Below are 20493 nucleotides of genomic sequence, written 5' to 3'. Positions count from 1 at the left end.
GCCAGGCTGATGCGCACAGCCCGCGCTCCCATGTTGGAGTGAAGCCGTTCAGGCCAGCGCTGCGTCCGTGTCCATCAGCGACTTGCTGCCCGCGCGGGCCGTGCGCATCAGCGTGGCGGTCTCGGGCAGCAGCTTGGCGAAGTAGAAACGCGCGGTCTGCAGCTTGGCCTGGTAGAACGGGTCGGTGTTGCCCTTGGCGATTTCGCGCAGCGCCACCTGGGCCATGCGGGCGAAGAAGTAGCCGAACACCAGGTGGCCCGCCACACGCAGGTAGTCCACGGAAGCGGCACCCACCTCGTCGGGGTTTTGCATGCCCTTGAAGCCGATCTCGGTGGTGAACTTGGTCATCTGGTCGCCCAGGTAGGCGATGGGATTGATGAACTCGGCCATCTTCTCGTTGACGCCCTCTTCCTCCACCAGTTGCGCCACCAGCTTGCCGAACTTCTTGAGCGAGGCGCCCTGGTTGCCCAGCACCTTGCGGCCCAGCAGGTCCAGCGCCTGGATGCCGTTCGTGCCTTCATAGATCATGTTGATGCGCGCATCGCGCACGAACTGCTCCATGCCCCATTCGGTGATGAAGCCATGGCCGCCATAGACCTGCTGGCTCATGGTGGTGGCCGTCCAGCCGTTGTCGGTGATGAAGGCCTTGACGATGGGCGTCAGCAGCGCCACCAGCTCGGCACTGTCCTTGCGCACCTTTTCGTCGGGGTGGTTGAACTCCTTGTCGATCAGGAAGGCGCAGTAGGTCACCAGCGCGCGGCCGCCTTCGGCATAGGCCTTGGCCGTCAGCAGCATGCGGCGCACATCGGGGTGGACGATGATGGGGTCGGCCGGCTTGTCCTTGGCCTTGGTGCCCGACAGGCTGCGCATCTGCAGGCGGTCCTTGGCATAGGCCAGGGCGTTCTGGTAGGCCACCTCGGTCAGGCCCAGCGACTGGTTGCCCACGCCCAGGCGGGCGGCATTCATCATCACGAACATGGCCTGCAGGCCCTTGTTCGGCTGGCCCACCAGGGTGCCGATGGCGCCGTCGATATTGATCTGTGCCGTGGCATTGCCATGGATGCCCATCTTGTGCTCCAGCGCGCCGCAGAAGATGGGGTTGCGCTCGCCCAGCGAACCATCGGCCTTGACCACGAACTTGGGCACCACGAACAGGCTGATGCCCTTGGAGCCGACCGGCGCATCGGGCAGGCGGGCCAGCACCAGGTGGACGATGTTGTCGGTGAAGTCGTGCTCGCCCGCGCTGATGAAGATCTTGTTGCCGGTGATCTTGTAGGTGCCCTCGGGCGCGCCGGCCACGGGCTCGGCCTTGGTGCGCAGCAGGCCCAGGTCGGTGCCGCAATGGGGCTCGGTCAGGCACATGGTGCCCGTCCACTCGCCGCTGGTCAGCTTGGGCAGGTACAGCTTCTTTTGCTCTTCCGTGCCGTGCACATGCAGGGCCTCGTAGGCGCCGTGCGACAGGCCCGGGTACATGGTCCAGGCCTGGTTGGCGCTGTTGAGCATCTCGTACACCGCCGAGTTCACCGCAAAGGGCAGGCCCTGGCCGCCGTAGGCCGTATCGCAGGACAGCGAAGGCCAGCCGCCTTCCACATACTTCTGGTAGGCCTCCTTGAAGCCCTTGGGCGTGGTGACCTCATGGGTTTCCTTGTTGAGCACGCAGCCCTCGGCATCGCCGCTGATGTTCAGCGGAAACGTCACATTGGCCGCAAACTTGCCCGCCTCTTCGAGCACGGCATTGATGGTGTCGGCATCGACCTCGGCATGCGCCGTCATCTGCTGGTAGTCGTCCGTGACCTTGAACACCTCGTGCATGAGGAATTGCATGTCGCGCAGGGGCGGGTTGTAGCTGGGCATTTGTCTTCTCCTGTGATGGCGGGGTTTGCGGTGGATGCAGTGAAAACGGTGGAAGCGAAAAAATCAGGCCGGGCTGGCGTAGCGCGCCAGGATGCTCTCGAAGCCGTCGATGGCGCGCTGCATGGAGCCTTCATTGCGCAGAAAGCGCGCCTCGTAATGCAGGGCCAGGATCAGGCCGTGGATCTCGAACAGCAGCTGGTTCTCGTCAAGGTCGGCACGCAGGTCGCCGCTTTCGCGGCACTGCACGATGGTGCGGCGCATGGCTGCATGCCAGGTCTGGACCGAGGCCGTCAGCGCATCGCGCACCGGCCCCGTGCGGTCGTCAAACTCCACGGCGCCGCTGATATAGATGCAGCCCGAGTCCAGCTCGATGGAGGTGCGCTTCATCCAGTTGTCGAACAGCGCCCGCAGACGCGCCACGCCGCGCGGCGCCTGAAGCGCGGGAAAGAACACTTCCTGCTCGAAACGGTCGTGGTACTCATGCACCACGGAAATCTGCAGCTCCTCACGCGAGCCAAAATGCGCGAACACGCCCGACTTGCTCATGCCCGTCAGCTCGGCCAGAGCGCCGATGGACAGACCCTCAAGCCCGATGTGCGTGGCCAGGTTGAGGGCAGCCTCCACAATGGTGGCCTTGGTCTGCTGCCCCTTGTGCAGCGCACGGCGCGGCGCGGGCGCAGCGGCTTCGTGCACGGAAGAGCCCGCCTTGGGATCGGCCGTGGCGTCAGCGGTCAAACGGGTGGTGCGGCGTGGGGCGGAAACGCTGGACATGCGAAATTCTTGTTAAAACGAACGTTCGTGCTATTTTGCATGGAAAGCTTGTCGCGGCGAAGACATGCGGGGGAAAACACCTAGCTTGTGGGCAGGCGAAAAAAAGCCGGCAGGTGCCGGCTTGGTTGTTTGTCAAGCCTCAGAGCAAGTCATGCCTCCACGGCAAATACCTTGATGCCCTTGAAGCGCATGTGGCGTTCGGGAGGAAGGTCGGAATTGACCGTGGCTTCGGTCACTTCCCAGACCCGACTGTCTTCGAAGTGGACAGAGAAACGGATGAAGCCCTTGGCCATGGAGGCCAGCACCACGCGCTCGCGGCCATCGCGCGACCGGATGGGCAGTCGAAAGCTGTCGTCCAGCGTCAGCACCTGATCGCCGGCCCGCAGTTCGGCAGAGAAGGCCAGCGTAGCACCCACCGGCACCGTCGCATCGGTGAAGTCCGGGGTGTGCACGAAGCCCTCCCTGTCGGCCGCGATGCCGGTGATGACGATCTCCGGCAGCGCGGGTTCGGACACCGGCTCGGGCGGGGCCTCATAAGGCAGTTCGACCCAGGCCAGGCCCGTGAAGTTGCTGCGCGGGCGGCCCGCTATCTCGTGCGTCTGCATGTTGTCGGGTGGCAGTGTCGTCGTGCGCGAGCCGGGCATGGTGGACATGCCTGCGTACCAGCCCCAGAGGTTGAATTCGTAGTTCATGCGGCACCCAGTTCGTAATAGAAGTCGCGGTCGTTGACGGTGTCGGAGATGAATGCATGGTCTGCATCTGCCCAGGGGATGGCATAGATCCCCTGACCAGGGGCGAGCTCAAACATCCCGTTGGACGGGTCTATCAAGCTACTACGAGTTGCGATGGCAGGCAAAGCGCGCCAGGAAATGCCATCAATGGACGAGAAAACTCGAGTACGAATAATACCGGCCGTATCGCTGGTAGCGGCTCGCATATACATCACCCCATCTGCCGCAACGACCTGGATGATCCAGCTCCTAAATTCTTCCCCCTCTACGCCGCTTTCTAGCGACTGGCTAAATTGCTCGAAATCAATACCATTCTCAGTCATCACGGTGTATATCTGCCCCCCCTGCACGCCCACCATTACAAACTTTTTCCCGATGACTGCTGCACTTTGTATATAAGCACCAGATGGAAACTTTGATCGCTCGTTTGCAAATTTATTTGACAAAATGAATGACACCCCATCCAATGAGTAAGCTGCATTGTAAAATACATTGTTAATAATACTCAATGTGAAATAAATTTCACCATTGTGCAGCACATGACTCCATACCTCCCCTGATGGCATGGACGTGGCACTCCATGCCGTATCCAGGCCCGTCTTCGAACGAACCATGCTCGAAGACAAGGCGTAAAAATAGTCTCCTGCTCTTACAAACCTTGGCGTCGCAAGTGCGTTTCTGAATGTCAAACCGTCATCAACACTGACATACCCCCCATATGAGGTGTACATACCTGATCGATATTGCGTACCAACGATCACAACCCCACCCAGTTGAGCAATGGATGTAATGATTGAATTCTCTCCACCAGCCAGCAAACGGTGGGTGAGAGTTTTCAAATCTGGAGTGGTATAAACATTTCCACCTTTAGCCAAAAAATACAGGCGTCCATTGTATAAACCCATGCTTGCAGAAAAATTTGCAGGAGAAACACTGCGAACTGGCTTGAATGCATTGGCAATATGCGCAGAGACACCAGAAATCTTGCGCTCCTCCCCGCTCCAAATACGCCGGCGCATCAGCGCGGCAGGTTGTCCATAGATATTGTTGAAGGAAAGCATCAGATCCACCCCAGGGTTGCGGTTTGAGTAAATACGCGGTCGGCATAGCGCGAGTCCAGCGCCAGGTCGTCCTCGATTCCGGAAAACTTGCCTCCGTTGCGCCTGAGCACGGGCGTCAGCGCACCGGAGCGGTTGGTGACGCGCAGTTGCTCCTGCGGCGCGGACCCGGCCGGCATCAGGCATTCGCACTGTGGATGCAGGACGATGTAGTGCATGCCGACGATCAGGTGATGGGGCCCTGCCGTTGTCAGCTCCTGCTGCGGCATGGACTGCGGTGAACCGGACAGCCGCCAGCCCGCGGGATCCTGGGCCGGGTCGAGCGCGCTGGCCGTGGTGCCGGGTGGTACGCGCCGATAGGTCAGCAGCGACTGGGGCGACCACACGGCGTCTCCCTGGGCGTAGCTGCCCGGCGCCCATCGGGAGGCACCGGCGACAATGGCAGCGTTCTGGGCGCTGGTTGCGGCAGCGGAGGCGGCGGCCTGCGCAGCGTTCTTGTTGCCCTCGACCGTCAGCATGGCCTGGGCCATTTCCGTCAGAAACGTCGTGAGCCACGTCACCAGGCCCGCCGTCCAGTTACGAAAGCCCGTCAGCCAGTTCAGATAGACATCCGTCTTGACGTCGAATACGTCCTGCGGGTCCGTGCGGCGATTCGGGATCGCCACCGATTCCTCGGGCGCACTAGGTGGGGGTGTGAAGTTCATCGTCTTCCAGTCCTTCAATGGTTAGGTTGCAATCGGAGAAGCCATGGGCCACCAGTACCTGGTCGAAGCCCGTGATGTAGCCGTAGGTGGTGAGCACGCCGTAGCCGCGCGCACCTATCCAGACGACCGGTCTGGCGCGATACGCCAGGATTTCGTTGCGCACGCGCTCGTACTGCGTGCCGTGAACGAGGACCTGCAGCTTCAAGCGGTCGCTGTAGGCGCCAGGCTCGGCCATCCAGCCGCCCCAGTCGTCGCGCTTCTTGAGGCTCCAGTCGTCGAAGCTGACCGAGGGCCGCCACTGCGTGTTGCCCAGCCAGACGGCACGGCCGATGACGACTTCGGCGCAGCGCGCCTTGGCCCCCAGGTTGGCGATGCGTATCGTGATGCTGGCCTGCGTGTAGGCCGGCAGTCCCGAGATGGACAGCTTTCGTTCGCGCTCTATGGGGTTGAAGAAGTAGCCCCAGTGCGAATTGCCCGAAGGGCGCAGCACCAGGCGCTGCCCGCTGTGGAACACCTCGCCGGCCACGGGGTCGGTCATCACCACCTCGACCGTGTGCGCCTGCAGGCCCAGCAGCTCGATGTCCGTGACCACGCGGCCGGGCTTGATGGTGACCTCGATAAGGTCATCGGCCTCGGTGTACGAGCCCAGGCTGGCATCGAACATGCGCAGCCGGTTTTCCACACCGCGCCTTTGCCACTTGCCTTCCGAACTGGCGGGGTCATTGCCGGTATTGCTGCCGACCATGCTGCGCCAGATCACGCGCGAGGTGTCGATGATCTCGTCGTTGAGCGCATAGGCCTTGCTGGCGGACCAGGGCTGCAGGCCGCTTGCGGCGACGTTCGTGCTCATGTTGTCCAGCGTGATAGGCAGGGGCGGCACAAATCCCATGCCGCGTGTGAATTCATCGTTCATGCGGTCTCCCTTTGCTTGACGCCGATGGCGTCGCTCTTGCGAGCCATCTTTTCGAGGCTTTGCAGCAGCACGATCTGCTGGCGCCCCAGGTCATAGGTCAGACGCTGCAGGGACTCGAGGGCCCTGTGCAGGTCGCCGCCCTGCATTCCCTCCAGCAGGCGCCGCGTCTGCTGGGCGCTGTGGATCCGTGAAGGTCCGGTGAACTCGAGCTCGGGGCCGTTTTCCCCGACCAGGCGCAGGCCGCCGAAGTGCTCGCCACCCGAGGCGAAGCGCGGAATGCCGAACTGGTCCAACGCCGCCAGCACGTCGCGCTCCGAGTAGCCATACAGATAGGCAAGATCCAGCGCCGTGCCCCCCTGAGCCTTGATGTCATTGGCCAGTCCCACCAAGTCTCCGGTGCCGTCGTACTTATGGAAGGTTGGCGAGAGCGCATCGAGCTTCTTGACTCGCTCGGGATCCGTTTCGTAGTCGTAGATCGCGAAGCCATCACCGAGCACGGCAATAGGCATCTTGTACTTGCTATACACGGTGGAGCTGCCGCCTCCACCCCCAGGACCTGGCCCCGGACCAAGTTCCGCGCCCCCGCTGCCGCCACCGGAACCGCTTCCGCCAGAACCAGCACCACCTCCGGTACCAGCTCCTTCCTTGAGCAGCGCCGCGCGGAATTCCGCCCATGCGAGATCGGACGACAGCAGCCGCGTGTCGATGCCACGCGCTATGTCCAGCGCCTCCTTCTCGGTCTTGATCAGCCGCTCCAACGCATCGACCTGGCTTTTTTCCTGCTCCAGAATCAATTCATCGGCAGACAACTGCTCGCCCGCCGCGTCATGCAGCACTTCGAGCTTGTTGGCCAGGATCAACTGCGCGGCCTCATAGTCCAGGCGCGAGCGGAAGTTGCCCGAGGAAATACCGCCGCGCGCAGCCGAGACGGCCTCGCCGATGTCAGCCGATTCGGGCAGATAGCCCGTGCGCCGGTACGCAGCCAGTGCCTGGTCAATGACCTCGTTGGCTCTGGCCAAGGCCATGGCCTGGGTGCTCTCGATCTGGCCGCGCAGTTCGACGACATGCCCGCGCAAGGTGTCCATGAGGGCGCGCTCGGTATCCACGCGCTCCTGCGCGACATCGATGCGTGCCTGTATGGCCGAGCGCTCTGCATCGACGGAACGCTGCAGCAGGCTCCACGCCGCATCCGTATCGGCCTCGTTCTTCTTCTTCGCCTCCTGCGCCTGCTCCTCCTGCTTGCGCTTGGCTTCCTCGGCCTGTTTGGCCGAAGCCGCCGCAGCATCCTCGGACGTCTTGGTAACGGCCTTGAACGTGTCGTTGAGCTTGAGCAGCTCGGCAGCGGTCTCGGCCGAAGATTTGCCGGTGCCGCCGATATTGCCGATCAGCTTGTCCATACCGGCGGTGAAGTCGGCCAGCGACGTGCTGGTGTTCGCCAGGTTCTCGAGATCGGCCGTGAGTTTTCCGATATCGCCCGTACCTTCTACCAAGGTGGTGCCGATCAAGTCCCTGAAGGCACCATTCTTGGCCATGTCCTTGAGGCCTTGCGTGCCCTGGACCTTTGAGATGGCGTCCTTCAATACCTTGGCATTCGCCTCCTCGGAGTTGGCTGCCTTGAGCTTGTCCTCCACCAGCTTGCGGAACCGGGCCTGGGCGTCGTCGGCATCCAGGTCGATGTCCACGCCCAGGTCCTTGAGCTTGCTGCCCATCTCGCGCTTGGCGATGGTCTTGCGCTCGTCCTCGCTGTAGTAGTTCTGGTAGAAGCTGCCGGCGTTGGCGTTCAGCGCCTCGATGCCGCCCGAGGCCTTGATCAGGGACTCGAAGGCCAGGTCGGTCAGGTTGGCAAAGCCCGTGATCTTCTTGCCCAGTTCCTCGAAGGAGCGGCCGATCAGGTCGATGGTCTGGAAGGCGGCCTGCAACGCCTCGACATTGGGTGCTTCGCCCAGCGAGTCCAGCGTGGTGCGCATCCAGCTGGGCAGGTCCGCCTTCTTGAGTTCGGACACCAGCAGGGAACCGGTCTGGCCCAGGAAGGCCTTGTAGGCCTCGTCCGGGTTGTTGCCCAGCGAGCGGTTTTCGAAGCCGGCCAGCACTGTGCCCGTCACCTTGTCGATGATCTTGGCATAGCCGTAGGCATCCTCGTCGGTGTACTTTCCGTTGACGGCAAAGCCGCCGACCAAGTCAATGCCGCGCGCGCTACCCGTCGCGTATTTACTGAGGGACCCATAGACCGAGGCCAGGCCATCCAGGCTGGTCTTGAGCTGCTTTTCGACGGCATCGCTGTGGCGCTGCGTCAGATCGTCATACCAGTCTCCGGCCGCACGGCCGAACAGCTGTTCGGCAGCCTTGTCGTTGCCGACGCCAGCGGTGCTGTAGGCGGCACCGGCGTGGTTGGGGCCGCGGGAGCCGAAAACATCGCTGCTGAGCAGCGAATACAGTGCCAAGCCCCCAGCGATCCATGGCATCGCAGCGCCCAACCCCATTGCGCTACCCGCGGTTCCGGAGCCCAGCCCAGCGCCGATGGAGCTCGCACCTGCCCCGGAGGCAGTCAAGCCCAGCCCGCCTCCAGCCGTAAGGCCTAAACCGCCTCCAGCGGTCAACCCAAGACCTGATGCAGCTGCTGTCGAACCGCCGAAGCCAAGCCATCCCCCAACGGTTCCCGCCAGACTGCCTAGCATTCCGCCGCTGCCAGCCAGAGACAAAAAGTTGCCTGCGTTGCCGGCCAACCCGAGCAAGCCGCCTGAACCTGCCCCGCCGAGCCCCAGCGCCGCGCCAAGGTTGCCGATGAATCCTTGCAGTTGCGCTATCACAGGCATGACAAGCGGCCGCGCGAACGCCTTGTACATCTCATCGGCCACCGTGGCCTTGAACGTCGCGCTCAGGTTCTTGGTGAACGTGCGCCAGCCTTCCGTACCGTTGGCCAGCATGTCTGCGAAGCCCTTGCGGAACATCTCGTCCATCTGGTCAACGGACTTTTGGGTTTCCTGCATGCGGGTGCGCTCGGCGACATTGGCCTTGGCCTGGTTCGCAGCGGCCGTGGCGTCTTCCTTGAGCTTCTGGGCGGCAGCGGCATCCGTGGGATTCTTGGCCGCGATGTCCTGCAGCTTTTTCTGGAGATCTATCTCGATCCTGTACTGCGCCAGGGCAATCTCCCGATCGCGCTGCGACATGGCGGCCAGGGACTGCTCGAACTGGGTCGCCTCGTTGGCCTCCCTCACGCTTTGCGCGTACTCGGCCACCATGCGTGCCGAGTCGTTATAGCCTTTGACCCTGGCGAGTTCGCGCGCGGCATCGGCCTCTTTGCCCACGGCCTCGGCGACGTCCTTCGAGCATCGGACGCTCTCTTGCTTGGCTGCGTTGTCTTGCAGTTCCGCGATGGTCTTTTCGACCTGCTCCTGCCGCAGCTGTCCCAACGCATCGCCAGTCAGACCGATCGCGAGGGTCTCCTGCCGGGCGAGGTCCAGGTTCTTTTCGGCCAGCTCTGCCTTGGTCTGGTGTTCCTTTACGAGCTGCGCCACCTCCTGCTGCCTTTTCTGCAGTTCCTGATCGCGCTTGAGCTCCTCATTGTCCTGCTGCGTTCTGGCTGGCGCGGCCGGTGGTGCGTAGCTGACGATGCGGGGCACTGCAGGCTTCTCTTTCCTCTGCGCAGGCGCGTCGGTTTTCTTGCTTTGCTCCTGCGGCTGCGGCTGTGGCTGTCCCACCAGCGGCGGATTGATGAACCCACGGCCGCCGCCTGCATTGCGCTGACCCTGTGCCGCCATCAATTCGCGCTGCACCTGCTGCAATTTTTCGACCAGGCGCTGGGCATCGTCATGGGCCGTGCGCACCCACACATTGCGCGATGTGGCTGCCCCCTTGGCCTGCAGCATCTCCAACTCAGCCCTGGCGCGCGGAAGCTCCTTGGCCAGATAGGCTGCCTTTTCCGCATTCGACTGGAAGGCCGTGCTGATGTATTGCAAGCCCACCGCGCGCCCGGCTATGTTGCCCAGGCCGCTGCTGATCTGGCCCAGGAAGCCCGACCCGTTGTCACGCGCGCGCGACATGGACTCCGAAAAGGCGTTCATGTCGTTGGCCGCTGCATTCATGCCAAAGGAGATCATCTGGCTGATGCCGGAATCTCCCACGGCGGACTTGAGCTTGTCCCAGGCGTTGGCCATGCGCTGGGTGCCGGCATCCAGCCTGTCCGCCGCCTTGTCCGTCCCCTCTCCCAGGGAGCTTTGCAGCGCCTGCGAGAAACGGGGCAGAAAGTCCTGCGTCACGACCTCGCCGGTCTGCAGCATCTGGGAGAACCGCTCCTGTGTCACACCCAGGGCCTGAGCGCCGACCAGCGCCGCATCCGGGATATGTCCCAGTTTCTCGCTGAAGTCCGACGCGCCTATCGTCCACTTGCCCATCAGGTCGAGTACGGCTGCCAACGAGGCATTGCCCTGCTCCACGGAAAGGCCCATGGCCGCGTTGGCCGAGGCAATCCCCGTGAAGATGGTCTGCACCTGCGCGCCTTCCAGCGCCGTACCACGCGCCTTGGTGGCGAAGTCGGCGTAGGCCTGGCCGGTGGCATTGAGCTGCAGGCCCAGCCGATCGGCCAGGGCCGTGACATAGGCCAGTTCCTGCGCGCCCTTGCCGCCGGTGGCAAGGTCCAGCCGCGTACGCAGATTCTCTGTCTGGGCACTGGCCGTGTAGAGCGCCTCTCCCACCTTGGCCGCCGAACCCGCCACCTCCAGCAGGGCATTGGCGCGGCCTGCAATCTTGCCCATGGAAGTAGACAGGCTCTCGACATCGACGCTGGCACGCGCCGATACAAGTCCCGTATCCGTTGAGGCACCTGCGAACTGCGACATGCCGGCATACGCCTGCTGCAGCTTGCCGTGGAGTTTGTCGAGCTCCTGGGAGAACTGGGCATTCTGCGCACGCAGCTCGCTCAGGCTGGGCGTCTCGGCGATGCCTATGCTTTTGACCGCTGTACTCATGCTGATCTCTGTTCGGTATGCTTGACCGCTTGTGTTTGTCTTGAAAGGCCGGAGCCGAGGCCCCTATGCCTCAGCCCCGGTTGAGCTGGCGCAGCGCCTGCGCCTCCAGTACCTGCAACTGCGCGAAGACCTCGCCGCGCTGCGCGGCGGGCACCGCGTAGCGGCGCATCACGATCTCGGCCCCGGCGTAGTCCAGCCCGTCCCAGTGCCACTGGCCCCAGGGCGTGGCCGTCCTGCGCCACTGGGTGGAGCAGCCGAGGTACACGCTCCAGGCCATCGCATGCTCCGGCCACAGTTCGTAGTCCTCGGGGTGCTGGCGTTGCAGATCGCCAGGCACCATCCGATCGGGGTCGATCCCCATCTGCGCACACTGGGCGCGCAGCTCGTCGTCTACGAGATAGCGGTCTGCGCCGTCGAGGCCGAGGTGATGCCGGACAGCGCCACGGAGTTTTTTGTGGCGGCATCCCGCTGGTGCACGTTGAGTCCGTCGAACCAGGCCACGGCCATGGCCTGCTCCAGTCCCGGGTAGGCCTCCTCGGCCGCCAGGCGTTCGTCGCGGCTGTAGGGCACGGGTGTTCCTTCGTCGCCCAGCATCCCCTCCCAGCCCACAACCACTTCGTCGAGCAGCTCAGGGATGGTCATGCGCCGTACCTCCTGCGAGCCATCGGGCTGCGTGGCGGGCTTGCCGACGACGATGAGTTCATTGATCTCGTCGCGCCGCGCCTTGCCCAGGCGCTTGAACACGACGGCAAAGTGATGGGCTCCGAACCTGCCCTCATCGACGGGCAGGTACAGCGTTGCGGGAACGGAGATGGTGGGCTTGAGCCCGGAAATCTTGACGGCCATGGTGATCCTTGGATGTGTAGTTGTCAGGCAGGGAGGTGAGGCGTCAGATCTCGATGGACCACTCGTCGTTGCCCGCGTCGGAGGGAATGAACGACAGGGGGATCGTGATCATCTGCACGCCATCGCTGTCGCTGTAGGTCGGCTTGCCGATCTGGGCGCGCGCGCTCTTGAAACTGACGGTGTTGGTGGCGCCGGGGCCGTGCTTGAGCGTGACGGGCACGATGGCGCTGGCACGCGCCAGGCCGATCCAGTCCTTGGTGGCCACGCTGGTGTTCTCGAAGGTGACGCTGCCCGTGGACTTGCGGTCCGTGATTTCCACGGTGTCCACGTTCATCAGGTCGCGCTTGACCACCTGGTTGCCGCACTTGAAGCTGAAGGCGCTGCAGGCCACCGCCAGGCCGTCGAGGGTCAGTTGGGTGTTGGTCTTGTTGACGCCCAGGGGAGCGACGAAGTCGCTGTAGTCCACTGCCGGCAGGGCCTCATCCACGGCGGGGACGAAGGAGCCCGTGAACTCGAACTTCCACTTGGGAATGGCCTTGGCATCGGTGCTGAACTCCACCTCGCCGCGTGCACCATGCATCTTGTAGAGGGTGCCGTCCACGTTGCCGTAGATGGTCACGCTCTGGATGCCGTCGGTCACGGGAGAGAAGACCGTCTTCACGCCAGTCTCGGTGCTGGCGCTGGCGGCGCACGCACGCAACAGGTCGGTCACGCCGGGACGCTCGCCCGCTGCGGCCACACCCGCGAATTCCACGGAGAACGCCACCTTCTGGTATTCGGTGACCAGGGTGCTGCCGCTGGAGCCGAAGAAGGGACGGATGTTGTTGCGCTCGACCACATCGCCCTCGATGGGGGTGAGGGTCACGTCGCTGACCAGCATGGCATTGGCCGCCAGCGGTACGACGGCCGTGCCGACAACAGTTTCAACCAGGGCCAGGAGGGCCATCTTGCGCATGATCTTTGCTGCCATTTGGAAAATCCTTTGAAGAGATGAGGAGAGGTTTCGCGGCCTTTGGCGCCGTTCTCCAGCGCCGCAGACCACAGGGGTTGCGGGAAAGTTGCGGGTATCCGGTCTAGGCCCGGTTCGGTGGTGTGCAGGTCACAGGTAGCTCCAGGTTCTGAGTTGCAGGACAACGGAGTGGCAACGCACTCCCGCGAAATCCACAGGCTCGGCACGCATGACCTGCACGCCATCGGTGCTGTCGTCGCTGCCTGCCAGGGGACCGGGCTGGCACACGCCACCCAGGGTCGGATCGGCTCGCACCAGGGCGCGGAACTGCTCGACCAGGTCGTCCAGCAGCAACTCGCTGGCCTGGGCGTCGGCGATGGCCAGGTAGCCATGCAGCGTCCACTGGTGCACGCTTACCGTGCGGGCCGTGCTGCTGCCGTGCTCGGCCGTGCTGCTTCTGCGCAGCCACCAGCCGCGGACATGGGCCGTGCCTGCTGCAGGCGGCGTATACGTGAACAGGGCGGCCAGCTCGGCATCGCTGGCGGCATGGCGTTCGCGGTCCTGCACAACGCCGATCTGCGGCACCGAGGCCAGGACGGCCACGATGGCGTTGCGATGCTGGGCCAGTGCATTCATGAGCGCAGCACCGGAAAGGCCGCTGCCACGCTCGCCGCAGCCTCGGCCACGATGGGCCGCAGATGGGCGGCAAAGAGCAGGAACAGTTGTGCGATGGCGTACATGGGTCACTCCGTGGGAGACGCAGAAAAAGATGCGTCGTTGCGATGGAGTGACTGTGCCGAGGCAGGCAAAAATGAATAAGGCCTGCATATGCAGGCCCGGTTTCAGCGTCCACAGGCGCGCGCCTTCTCAGGCGCAGCGGATCTGGATGCCAGGCACATGTGCCTTGGCCCGGCACATCCCAACGGCCAGACAAGCGCAAACGTCCTGCCGCTCGGGCAGGCACGGACGCATGAAAGAGGTGGACGAGAAAGGCTGGGAGAAGACGGAAACGCCCAGGCTCGCCTCAGGCCTGCGGCAAAGTCTCTGGAGCGGTGCCGGGCGGCGCGGCCCGGGGGCTAGAGTTCTCCGCCGTGCCAGAGAACCCGGCCGCAGATGCGCAGCCGGTTGGCCGCTTCGCCTTCCAGAACCTGGGGCGGATAGGCGGGGTTGTAGCTGACGATGCGCACACCGCCCGTGCTGAAGTCGCGCTCCAGCAGCTTGACGTAGTTCTCACCCTCCAGCTCGATCACATAGACACCATCCTGGGTCAGCGTATCGACCGAGGTGTTGACCAGCAGGATGTCGCCGTCGTTGATGCGGTCCGCCATGGATCTTCCACGGGCACGCACGATCTTGGCGTTGTGCCTGCCCAGTCCTTTGGACTGCAGCCAGGACGTACGGAAGGCGAAGCGGCCTATCACCTCGTCGGGGCCGTTGACGGCCCCATGCCCAGCGCTGACATGCGCATCGAGCATCTCGATCTGCGTGAACTCGTCTTCGGCCGCGCCACCATGCCGAGCGACAGGCTTAGCCGCGCCCGTGCCGTTGAAATACTCCAGCGGCCGGCCCGCTCGCTGCGAGGCCCGCAGCAGTTGCCGTGCCGGCACTTCGCCGCGCTTGCGCCAGGTCCGCACCGTTTCAGGCTGAACCTCCATGCCCGCCATCCAGTCGGGGCCCAAGGCTTCAGCCATGCGCGCCAGTACCTCATCAACGTTGGATGTAAGCGCATCAGTCACAGGTTTTGCAGGCATGGCGAATCTTGACAGTGGTTCGTTATGGACCAAGAATATGGTTCAAATTGAACCGTTTCCTTTTGAACCAAGAGCGTACAGCCAAAATGCATTCCGAACACCATCCGGCACCCGCCTTCCAGGGCTTTCGGCCTGCTGCCCTGCCTCCCGCCATCGGCATGCACACGCCCGCGTCAGCCGCCTCGCACCCGCACCATGGCACTTGCAGCGATCTGCTTCCACCGCTGCTGCAGGACTTCGAGCGCCTGATCGGGCTGCAGCCCACGATGACCCTGGTGCAACGCTGGGGTGGACTGCGCATCTACATTCCCACACCGGACAAGGTCACAGCCGAGCATCCCTATGCGGCCACCATCGGCGTGCAAGCCTTGCTCCAGCTCGCCCGTGAGTATGGCGGCCTGCCCCACTTCCAGCTGCCCAGGGCGGCGCGTGCACTGCAGGCACTGCGCAACCAGCGCATCGCTGCAGACTACGCCACGGACAAAACGGCACGGCAACTGGCTGCCGAGCATGGGATTACGGAAGGCCAGGTGGGGCGCATCGTTGCGGCGCTGGGCGTGACAGCACCGGCCAGGCGACGGCGCAATCTCGTGGGCTGAGCACAGCCACCGCGACGAAGCAAGGCCCTGGTCGCAAAAAAAGCCACCGGCACAAGCGGGTGGCTTTGCTGCAAAGCGGACCCTGGGGTCCGCTGGGCCATGTTCAGACCATTAAGGCCAGGCTGGCTTCCAGATGCTCGGTCGGCAGGCGGCGGAAACCCGAGCGCGCGTAGCGCTGCAGGCGGCCCAGCGCGAACGATGTCAGCACGCTGGCGGCCACCTGGGCATCGACCGTCGGGGCGGAAGAGCCCAGCGCACCGGCGGCGGGGCGCAGGCACTGGCGCAGCGTGGATTCGATGCGGTCGAAGAACTGGTTCATGCGGGCCTGCAGGCGCTCGTGCTCGAAGACGATGGCATCGCCCACCATGACGCGCACCATGCCGGGGTTGCGCTCGCCAAACTGCAGCACCAGGGAGATCACGCGGCTGGCCTGGCGCATGCCATCCACTGCGGGCCGCTCTTCCTCCGGCACATCCCGCCCGACGATCTGCTGCACCAGCGTGAAGACGGATTGCTCGATGAACTCGATCAGTCCTTCGAACATCTGGGCCTTGCTGGCGAAGTGGCGGTACAGGGCTGCCTCGCTGACGCCCAGATGGGCCGCCAGCGCTGCCGTGGTGATGCGTTCTGCGCCGGGCTTTTCCAGCATGGCCGCAAGCGCCTGCAGGATCTGCTCGCGCCGCTCCCCGGGTTTGGGGCGTTTGCGCGCAGGCGTAGGGGCGGAAGCGGAGGCGGCTTCGTCGGAAACGACATCAGCGCCAGGAGCGGATAAAGGCGACAGAACTTCAGACTCGGACATAAGCAGATCAACTATTTGTAAGTAATTCTCTCACAGCCCTCGGCGGCAACTCCGCACAAAGCTGTCCCCATGAGCGCAACCGTCAGGATCGCTTGCCTGTTGCTTGCGCTGCTATTGTTTCCGAGAGCACGGCCGGCATTTGCAGTGGAAGCTCCAAGCGTACCAGCAGGCCTTTGCCCTGCGTGCCGGCGCCAAAGGCCAGAGTGCCCTGGTGCAACAGGGCGATTTCATCGGCAATCGCCAATCCCAGCCCCGTTCCATCGCCGGCCGCACCCTGCGCGCGGTAAAAGCGCTGCGTGATCTGCGAGCGCTCGGCCTCGGGCACGCCGGGGCCGTCGTCCTCGATCTCCAGGAAGGCCCAGCCTTGCGGTTCATCCGCAGACTGCCCCGCGCCATGGTACATGCCGCAGCGCAGCGTGACGCTGCCGCCGGGCGGCGTGTACTTGATGGCGTTGTCCACGAGGTTGGACACCAGTTCGCGCAGCAGCCAGCTGTGGCCCCAGACACTGGCCGGAGCAACGTCAAGGCCGAAGTCCAGCCCCTTGGCGCTGGCCTGGTCGAAGAACATTTCCAGCATGCTTTCGCACAGGTCCTTGAGGTCCACCTTCTGCAGCGGCTGGACTTCGGCATTGCGGGCGTCGGCACGTGACAGCGCCAGCAACTGGCGTGCCAGCTGCGAGGTGCGCCGCGTGGCATCGCGCAACTGCTCGATCTGCGTCACGCTGAGCACCACCTGGGCCTCGGTGCCCTTGCGCCTCGCCTCGGCCTGGGCAGCCTGCGCGCTCAGCGCCCAGGCCTCTACCTGGGCCTGCAAGGCCGCCAGCGGCGTGCGCAATTGATGGGCCGCATCGGCCACAAAGCGCCGCTGGCCTTCGGCCTGGGCGTTGACCAGTGCAAACAAGCGATTGAGCGAGCGCACCAGCGGACGGACTTCGGCCGGCGAGCTGTGCTCCGAGATGGGACTGAGGTCGCGCGGCGAGCGCCGCTCGACGGCCTGGGTAAGAGTCAGAAGCGGCCGGAAAGCCCGGCTGACCGACCAGTAGATGGCAATGCCGGCACCCGCGATCAGCAGCACGCTGGGCAGCAGCACATGCAGCAGCAACTGGCGCACCCATTGCTGGCGCACATCACCGCCATCGGCCAGCACCAGCACCATTTCACCGGCGCCATAGGTTTCGGCGCGCATGACGGCCACGCGGTAGGTCAGGCCGTCATGCTCCTGGCTGTGGAACTCGGCCAGCGGCGTGGAAGGCACGTCGAAGCGGATCCAGGTGTCGCCGGCAACGACATGGCCCTGCAGATCGCCGATGGCATATCCGACGTCGTCGCCGCGCTGGCGCAAGACGTCCTCGATGGCGGGCGTCAGCGCCACCAGGGGCGGCGTTCCCTCGGCGATCGACGGCGCCAGCACCGAATCGGCCAGCGCAGGCAGCAGGCGCAAAAGGCGCTGGTCATGCTGGGTGGAGGCCTCGTCTGCCGAGCGATAGCCGAACCAGCCGCCCATCAGTGCCAGCAGCGTCAGCGGCACCACCAGCAGCACCAGCAGGCGAAGGCGCAGATTGGCCGTCATGGGCGGTCAGCGCCTGGGGCCATGCGCCATGTACGCATCAGGCGGCAGTATGCGAGAGTTCCAGCCGATAGCCGAAGCCACGGATGGAACGAAGCGCCACGCCATGCGGCTCCAGCTTGCTGCGCAGGCGCGAGACATAGACCTCGACGGCATTGGGCGTGATCTCGCGGTCCCAGCCCGTGAGCGCCTGCAGCAGCTTGTCCTTGCTGGCGGGCTTGGGCGCGTGGATCAGCAGGTATTCCAGCACGGTCCATTCGCGTGGGCCCAGGTCGATGGGCAGCAGCTTTCCCTCGCTTTCATCGTCTTGCGCAGGCTGGCGCGCGCCGGCGCGGCGGCCTGCCGTGTCCAGCTCGATGGGGCCGAAGCTCAGGACGGCCGATGTGGCTGCCTGCGAGCGGCGCAGCAGCGCACGCAGCCGGGCGAGCAGCTCGGGAAGCTCAAAGGGCTTGACCATGTAGTCGTCGGCGCCCTGGTCCAGGCCCTGCACGCGGTCCTGCAGCGCATCGCGCGCCGTCAGGATCAGCACGGGCATGGCCGAGCTCTCGACGGCGCTGCTGCGCAGGCGGCGTGTGAGCTCCAGCCCGTCGATGCCCGGCAGGCCGATGTCGATCACGGCCAGGTCGAAGGCTTCCTGGGCCAGCACCTCCAGGGCGCGCTCGGCACTGCCGACCCAGTCCACGGCATAGCCCGCATCGGACAGCCCCAGCTTGATGCCGCTGGCCACCATCACATCGTCTTCCACAAGAAGCAAACGCATATCAAACCTAAAAAACAAAAGCCGCCCAAAGGCGGCTTGCAGCAAACCGGCCCAGGCCGTCAGACCACGCCCGGGCCATGCGCGATGGTAACGCGAACCGCAAAGTCCGCGCCATCGGGCCTCAATGGCTGCGGATCATGGTGCCGTAGGCCTGGTCGGTCAGGATTTCCAGCAGCATGGCATGCGGCACGCGGCCATCGATGATGTGCACGGCGTTGACGCCGGCCTTGGCGGCATCCAGAGCGCCGCTGATCTTGGGCAGCATGCCGCCCGAGATGGTGCCGTCGGCGAACAGGGCGTCGATCTCACGTGCCGTGAGGTCGGTCAGCAGGCTGCCCGCCTTGTCCAGCACGCCGGGGGTGTTGGTCAGCAACACGAGCTTTTCGGCCTGCAGCACGGTGGCCAGCTTGCTGGCGACCACGTCGGCGTTGATGTTGTAGCTCTCGTTTTCCTCGCCAAAGCCGATGGGGCTGATCACGGGGATGAAGGCGTCATCCTGCAGCGCGCGCACCACGCTGGGGTCGATGGAGACGATATCGCCCACCTGGCCCACGTCGTACTCGATGTTCGGGTCCTTGTTGTCGACCATCTTGAGCTTGCGTGCGCGGATCAGGCCACCATCGCGCCCTGTCAGGCCCACGGCCTTGCCACCGGCCTGGTGGATCAGGCCCACGATGTCCTGCTGCACCTCGCCGGCCAGCACCCATTCCACGACTTCCATGGTTTCCGCGTCGGTCACGCGCATGCCCTGGATGAACTCGCCCTTCTTGCCCAGGCGGTTGAGAGCCGTCTCGATTTGCGGCCCGCCGCCATGCACCACCACCGGATTCATGCCCACCAACTTCAGCAGCACCACGTCTTCCGCGAAGTCGGCCTGCAGGGCCGGATCGGTCATGGCGTTGCCGCCATACTTGATGACCATGGTCTTGCCATGGAACTTGCGGATATAGGGCAGGGCCTGGGCGAGGATTTCGGCCTTGTCGCGGGGGGCAATCGAGAGGATATCGTTCATGGTGCTAGCCCTGGGGCGTGGAAGTAGTCAACAACAAGGCGGGCATTGTGCCGCAACTGCGCGGCAGTGTTGCATGCCCGGATGACGGAACGCCCATGGCGCCCGGACATCATCCATTGTTCTGCATCCAGCCCGGCAGCTTGAAGCGCACGATAGCCAGATAGGCGATCACATAGCTGACCACGAACAGCAGGCAAAAACCCACCAGAACGGGCGTGTTGCTCCAAAACAGCAATGCCGGCACCACGGTCAGCAGCGTGAAGGCCCACAGATAGGGCGAAGTCCGGTTATTGCGACGCAGCATGCGCCGTGCCAGATCGTCGTCGAACACGCCGCGCACGATGCGCCGGTAGATCAACTGGTGGAAATGCAGGGCATCCGCCATGCCAGGCGACATGCCGCGCATCAGCTTGCGGTAAATGGAAAACACCGTCTCCCAGACCGGATAGATCAGCAGCAGCATGGGAAACCATGGCGACACTGCGGAATTGCGCTGTACCAGGGCAATGCTGGCCAGGGCAATCGCCAGCCCCCAGACATAGGCCCCGCCATCACCTGCAAACATCATGCCGCGCGGGTAGTTCCAGACCAGGAAGCCGCAGGTGGCGGCGGCCAGCGTCACCAGCATGGCGGCCAGGGTCCGGTCCCCCACCTGCAGTGCCACGTGGGCCAGCGCCAGGCAGATGATGGTGGCCACCATGCCGGCCAGCCCGTTGTAGCCGTCGATGATGTTGAAGGCATGGGGCAGGCCCGTGAGGGCCAGGACGGCCAGGCCCATGCCCAGCCAGGGCATGGCCGGACCCAGTGCCTGCTCCAACCAGGGCCAGCCGAGCCGGGGCACGGTGAGGCCGCACAGCAAAACCGCCAGCACGGCGCTCAGCAGGGTGAGCACCAGCCGGTAGCGCACGCTCAGGCGCTGCGATACATCCTCGATGACGCCGCCGACCACGGCCGGCAGCATGGCGGCCAGGCACACGACAACCCACAGCTGCATGCGCAGCGAGGAAGGATCTCCGCGCATGCTCAGCCAAGTGCCCACCCCCCAGGAGACAGCCAGCCCGAGGTACATCGGCACGCCCCCAAGCCGGGGTACCTCGCCGATGTGAAAGCGCTGCGGCTTGTCGTATCCGTAAGAGGACGTCGAGGACCGCCCGGCCCAGCGCACCAGCAGTGCACAGCCGGTGCAAGACACCATGAAGGCCAATACCGCCATCC

General features: G+C 64.2%; 18 protein-coding genes. 1 reads left to right on the top strand and 17 read right to left on the bottom strand.

Translation table 11 applies throughout. The annotated features are described in order from the left end of the window. Positions 1–48: 48 nt before the first annotated feature. The 12 genes from DACI_RS06760 to DACI_RS06705 form a co-directional block, all read right to left on the bottom strand. Positions 49–1854 (bottom strand): acyl-CoA dehydrogenase C-terminal domain-containing protein, encoded by a 1806-nt coding sequence (locus DACI_RS06760; RefSeq protein ID WP_012203267.1) that lies wholly within the window; start codon positions 1852–1854, stop codon positions 49–51. 63 nt (positions 1855–1917) lie between these two features. Then, positions 1918–2625: a TetR/AcrR family transcriptional regulator gene (locus DACI_RS06755; protein ID WP_012203266.1), complete on the bottom strand. Its 708-nt coding sequence runs from the start codon at positions 2623–2625 to the stop codon at positions 1918–1920. Between the two features lie 149 nt (positions 2626–2774). After that, the gene (locus DACI_RS06750; RefSeq protein WP_012203265.1) at positions 2775–3317 is read right to left on the bottom strand and encodes a hypothetical protein; all 543 of its coding nucleotides are present in this window, start codon (positions 3315–3317) and stop codon (positions 2775–2777) included. After that, a complete protein-coding gene (locus DACI_RS31835; protein WP_157059626.1) occupies positions 3314–4417 on the bottom strand; it encodes an efflux RND transporter periplasmic adaptor subunit in 1104 nt (367 codons plus the stop codon). Before DACI_RS31835 ends, DACI_RS06750 begins: the two co-directional genes overlap by 4 nt. After that, entirely contained in the window at positions 4417–5118 is a 702-nt protein-coding gene (locus DACI_RS06740) for a hypothetical protein (protein WP_012203263.1), read from the bottom strand. Before DACI_RS06740 ends, DACI_RS31835 begins: the two co-directional genes overlap by 1 nt. Further along, the gene (locus tag DACI_RS06735) at positions 5096–6031 is read right to left on the bottom strand and encodes a hypothetical protein (RefSeq protein ID WP_012203262.1); all 936 of its coding nucleotides are present in this window, start codon (positions 6029–6031) and stop codon (positions 5096–5098) included. Before DACI_RS06735 ends, DACI_RS06740 begins: the two co-directional genes overlap by 23 nt. Continuing rightward, positions 6028–10995 carry a tape measure protein gene (locus DACI_RS06730; RefSeq protein WP_012203261.1) on the bottom strand — a complete coding sequence of 1656 codons (4968 nt, stop codon included), beginning with the start codon at positions 10993–10995 and terminating at the stop codon, positions 6028–6030. The genes DACI_RS06735 and DACI_RS06730 overlap by 4 nt, the downstream gene beginning before the upstream one ends. Positions 10996–11065: 70 nt before the next feature. After that, a complete protein-coding gene (locus DACI_RS06725) occupies positions 11066–11356 on the bottom strand; it encodes a DUF1799 domain-containing protein (RefSeq protein ID WP_012203260.1) in 291 nt (96 codons plus the stop codon). A gap of 29 nt (positions 11357–11385) precedes the next feature. Further along, a complete protein-coding gene (locus DACI_RS06720) occupies positions 11386–11841 on the bottom strand; it encodes a hypothetical protein (protein ID WP_012203259.1) in 456 nt (151 codons plus the stop codon). Between the two features lie 43 nt (positions 11842–11884). Then, positions 11885–12811, bottom strand: coding sequence for a phage tail tube protein (locus DACI_RS06715; RefSeq protein WP_012203258.1), 927 nt, complete (start codon positions 12809–12811; stop codon positions 11885–11887). A 129-nt stretch (positions 12812–12940) separates the two neighbouring features. Beyond that, complete coding sequence (locus DACI_RS06710; RefSeq protein ID WP_013804206.1) at positions 12941–13426, bottom strand: hypothetical protein; 486 nt, start codon at positions 13424–13426, stop codon at positions 12941–12943. 440 nt (positions 13427–13866) lie between these two features. After that, a complete protein-coding gene (locus DACI_RS06705; protein WP_012203256.1) occupies positions 13867–14481 on the bottom strand; it encodes a S24 family peptidase in 615 nt (204 codons plus the stop codon). Between the two features lie 146 nt (positions 14482–14627). Here DACI_RS06705 and DACI_RS06700 point away from each other — a divergent pair, with 146 nt between their 5' ends. Continuing rightward, complete coding sequence (locus DACI_RS06700; RefSeq protein WP_012203255.1) at positions 14628–15140, top strand: Mor transcription activator family protein; 513 nt, start codon at positions 14628–14630, stop codon at positions 15138–15140. A 103-nt stretch (positions 15141–15243) separates the two neighbouring features. On the opposite strand, the gene slmA is transcribed toward DACI_RS06700, so the two are convergent. The 5 genes from slmA to DACI_RS06675 all read right to left on the bottom strand — a co-directional run bounded on the left by slmA (position 15244) and on the right by DACI_RS06675 (position 20491). Further along, a complete protein-coding gene (gene slmA / locus DACI_RS06695; RefSeq protein ID WP_012203254.1) occupies positions 15244–15939 on the bottom strand; it encodes a nucleoid occlusion factor SlmA in 696 nt (231 codons plus the stop codon). Between the two features lie 82 nt (positions 15940–16021). After that, a complete protein-coding gene (locus DACI_RS06690) occupies positions 16022–17509 on the bottom strand; it encodes a sensor histidine kinase (RefSeq protein WP_012203253.1) in 1488 nt (495 codons plus the stop codon). 37 nt (positions 17510–17546) lie between these two features. Continuing rightward, positions 17547–18266, bottom strand: a complete 720-nt coding sequence (locus tag DACI_RS06685; RefSeq protein WP_012203252.1) for a response regulator transcription factor — start codon at positions 18264–18266, stop codon at positions 17547–17549. Between the two features lie 121 nt (positions 18267–18387). Beyond that, positions 18388–19278, bottom strand: a complete 891-nt coding sequence (gene argB / locus DACI_RS06680; protein WP_012203251.1) for an acetylglutamate kinase — start codon at positions 19276–19278, stop codon at positions 18388–18390. Positions 19279–19387: 109 nt separating this feature from the next. Then, entirely contained in the window at positions 19388–20491 is a 1104-nt protein-coding gene (locus DACI_RS06675) for a glycosyltransferase family 4 protein (RefSeq protein WP_012203250.1), read from the bottom strand. Positions 20492–20493: the final 2 nt, after the last annotated feature.

Origin of the sequence: Delftia acidovorans SPH-1 (assembly GCF_000018665.1) — a bacterium.
Classification (GTDB): Bacteria; Pseudomonadota; Gammaproteobacteria; order Burkholderiales; family Burkholderiaceae_C; genus Comamonas; species Comamonas acidovorans.
Note: the sequence above shows the minus strand (reverse complement) of the source record. Positions and strands in the feature narration are given on the sequence as shown.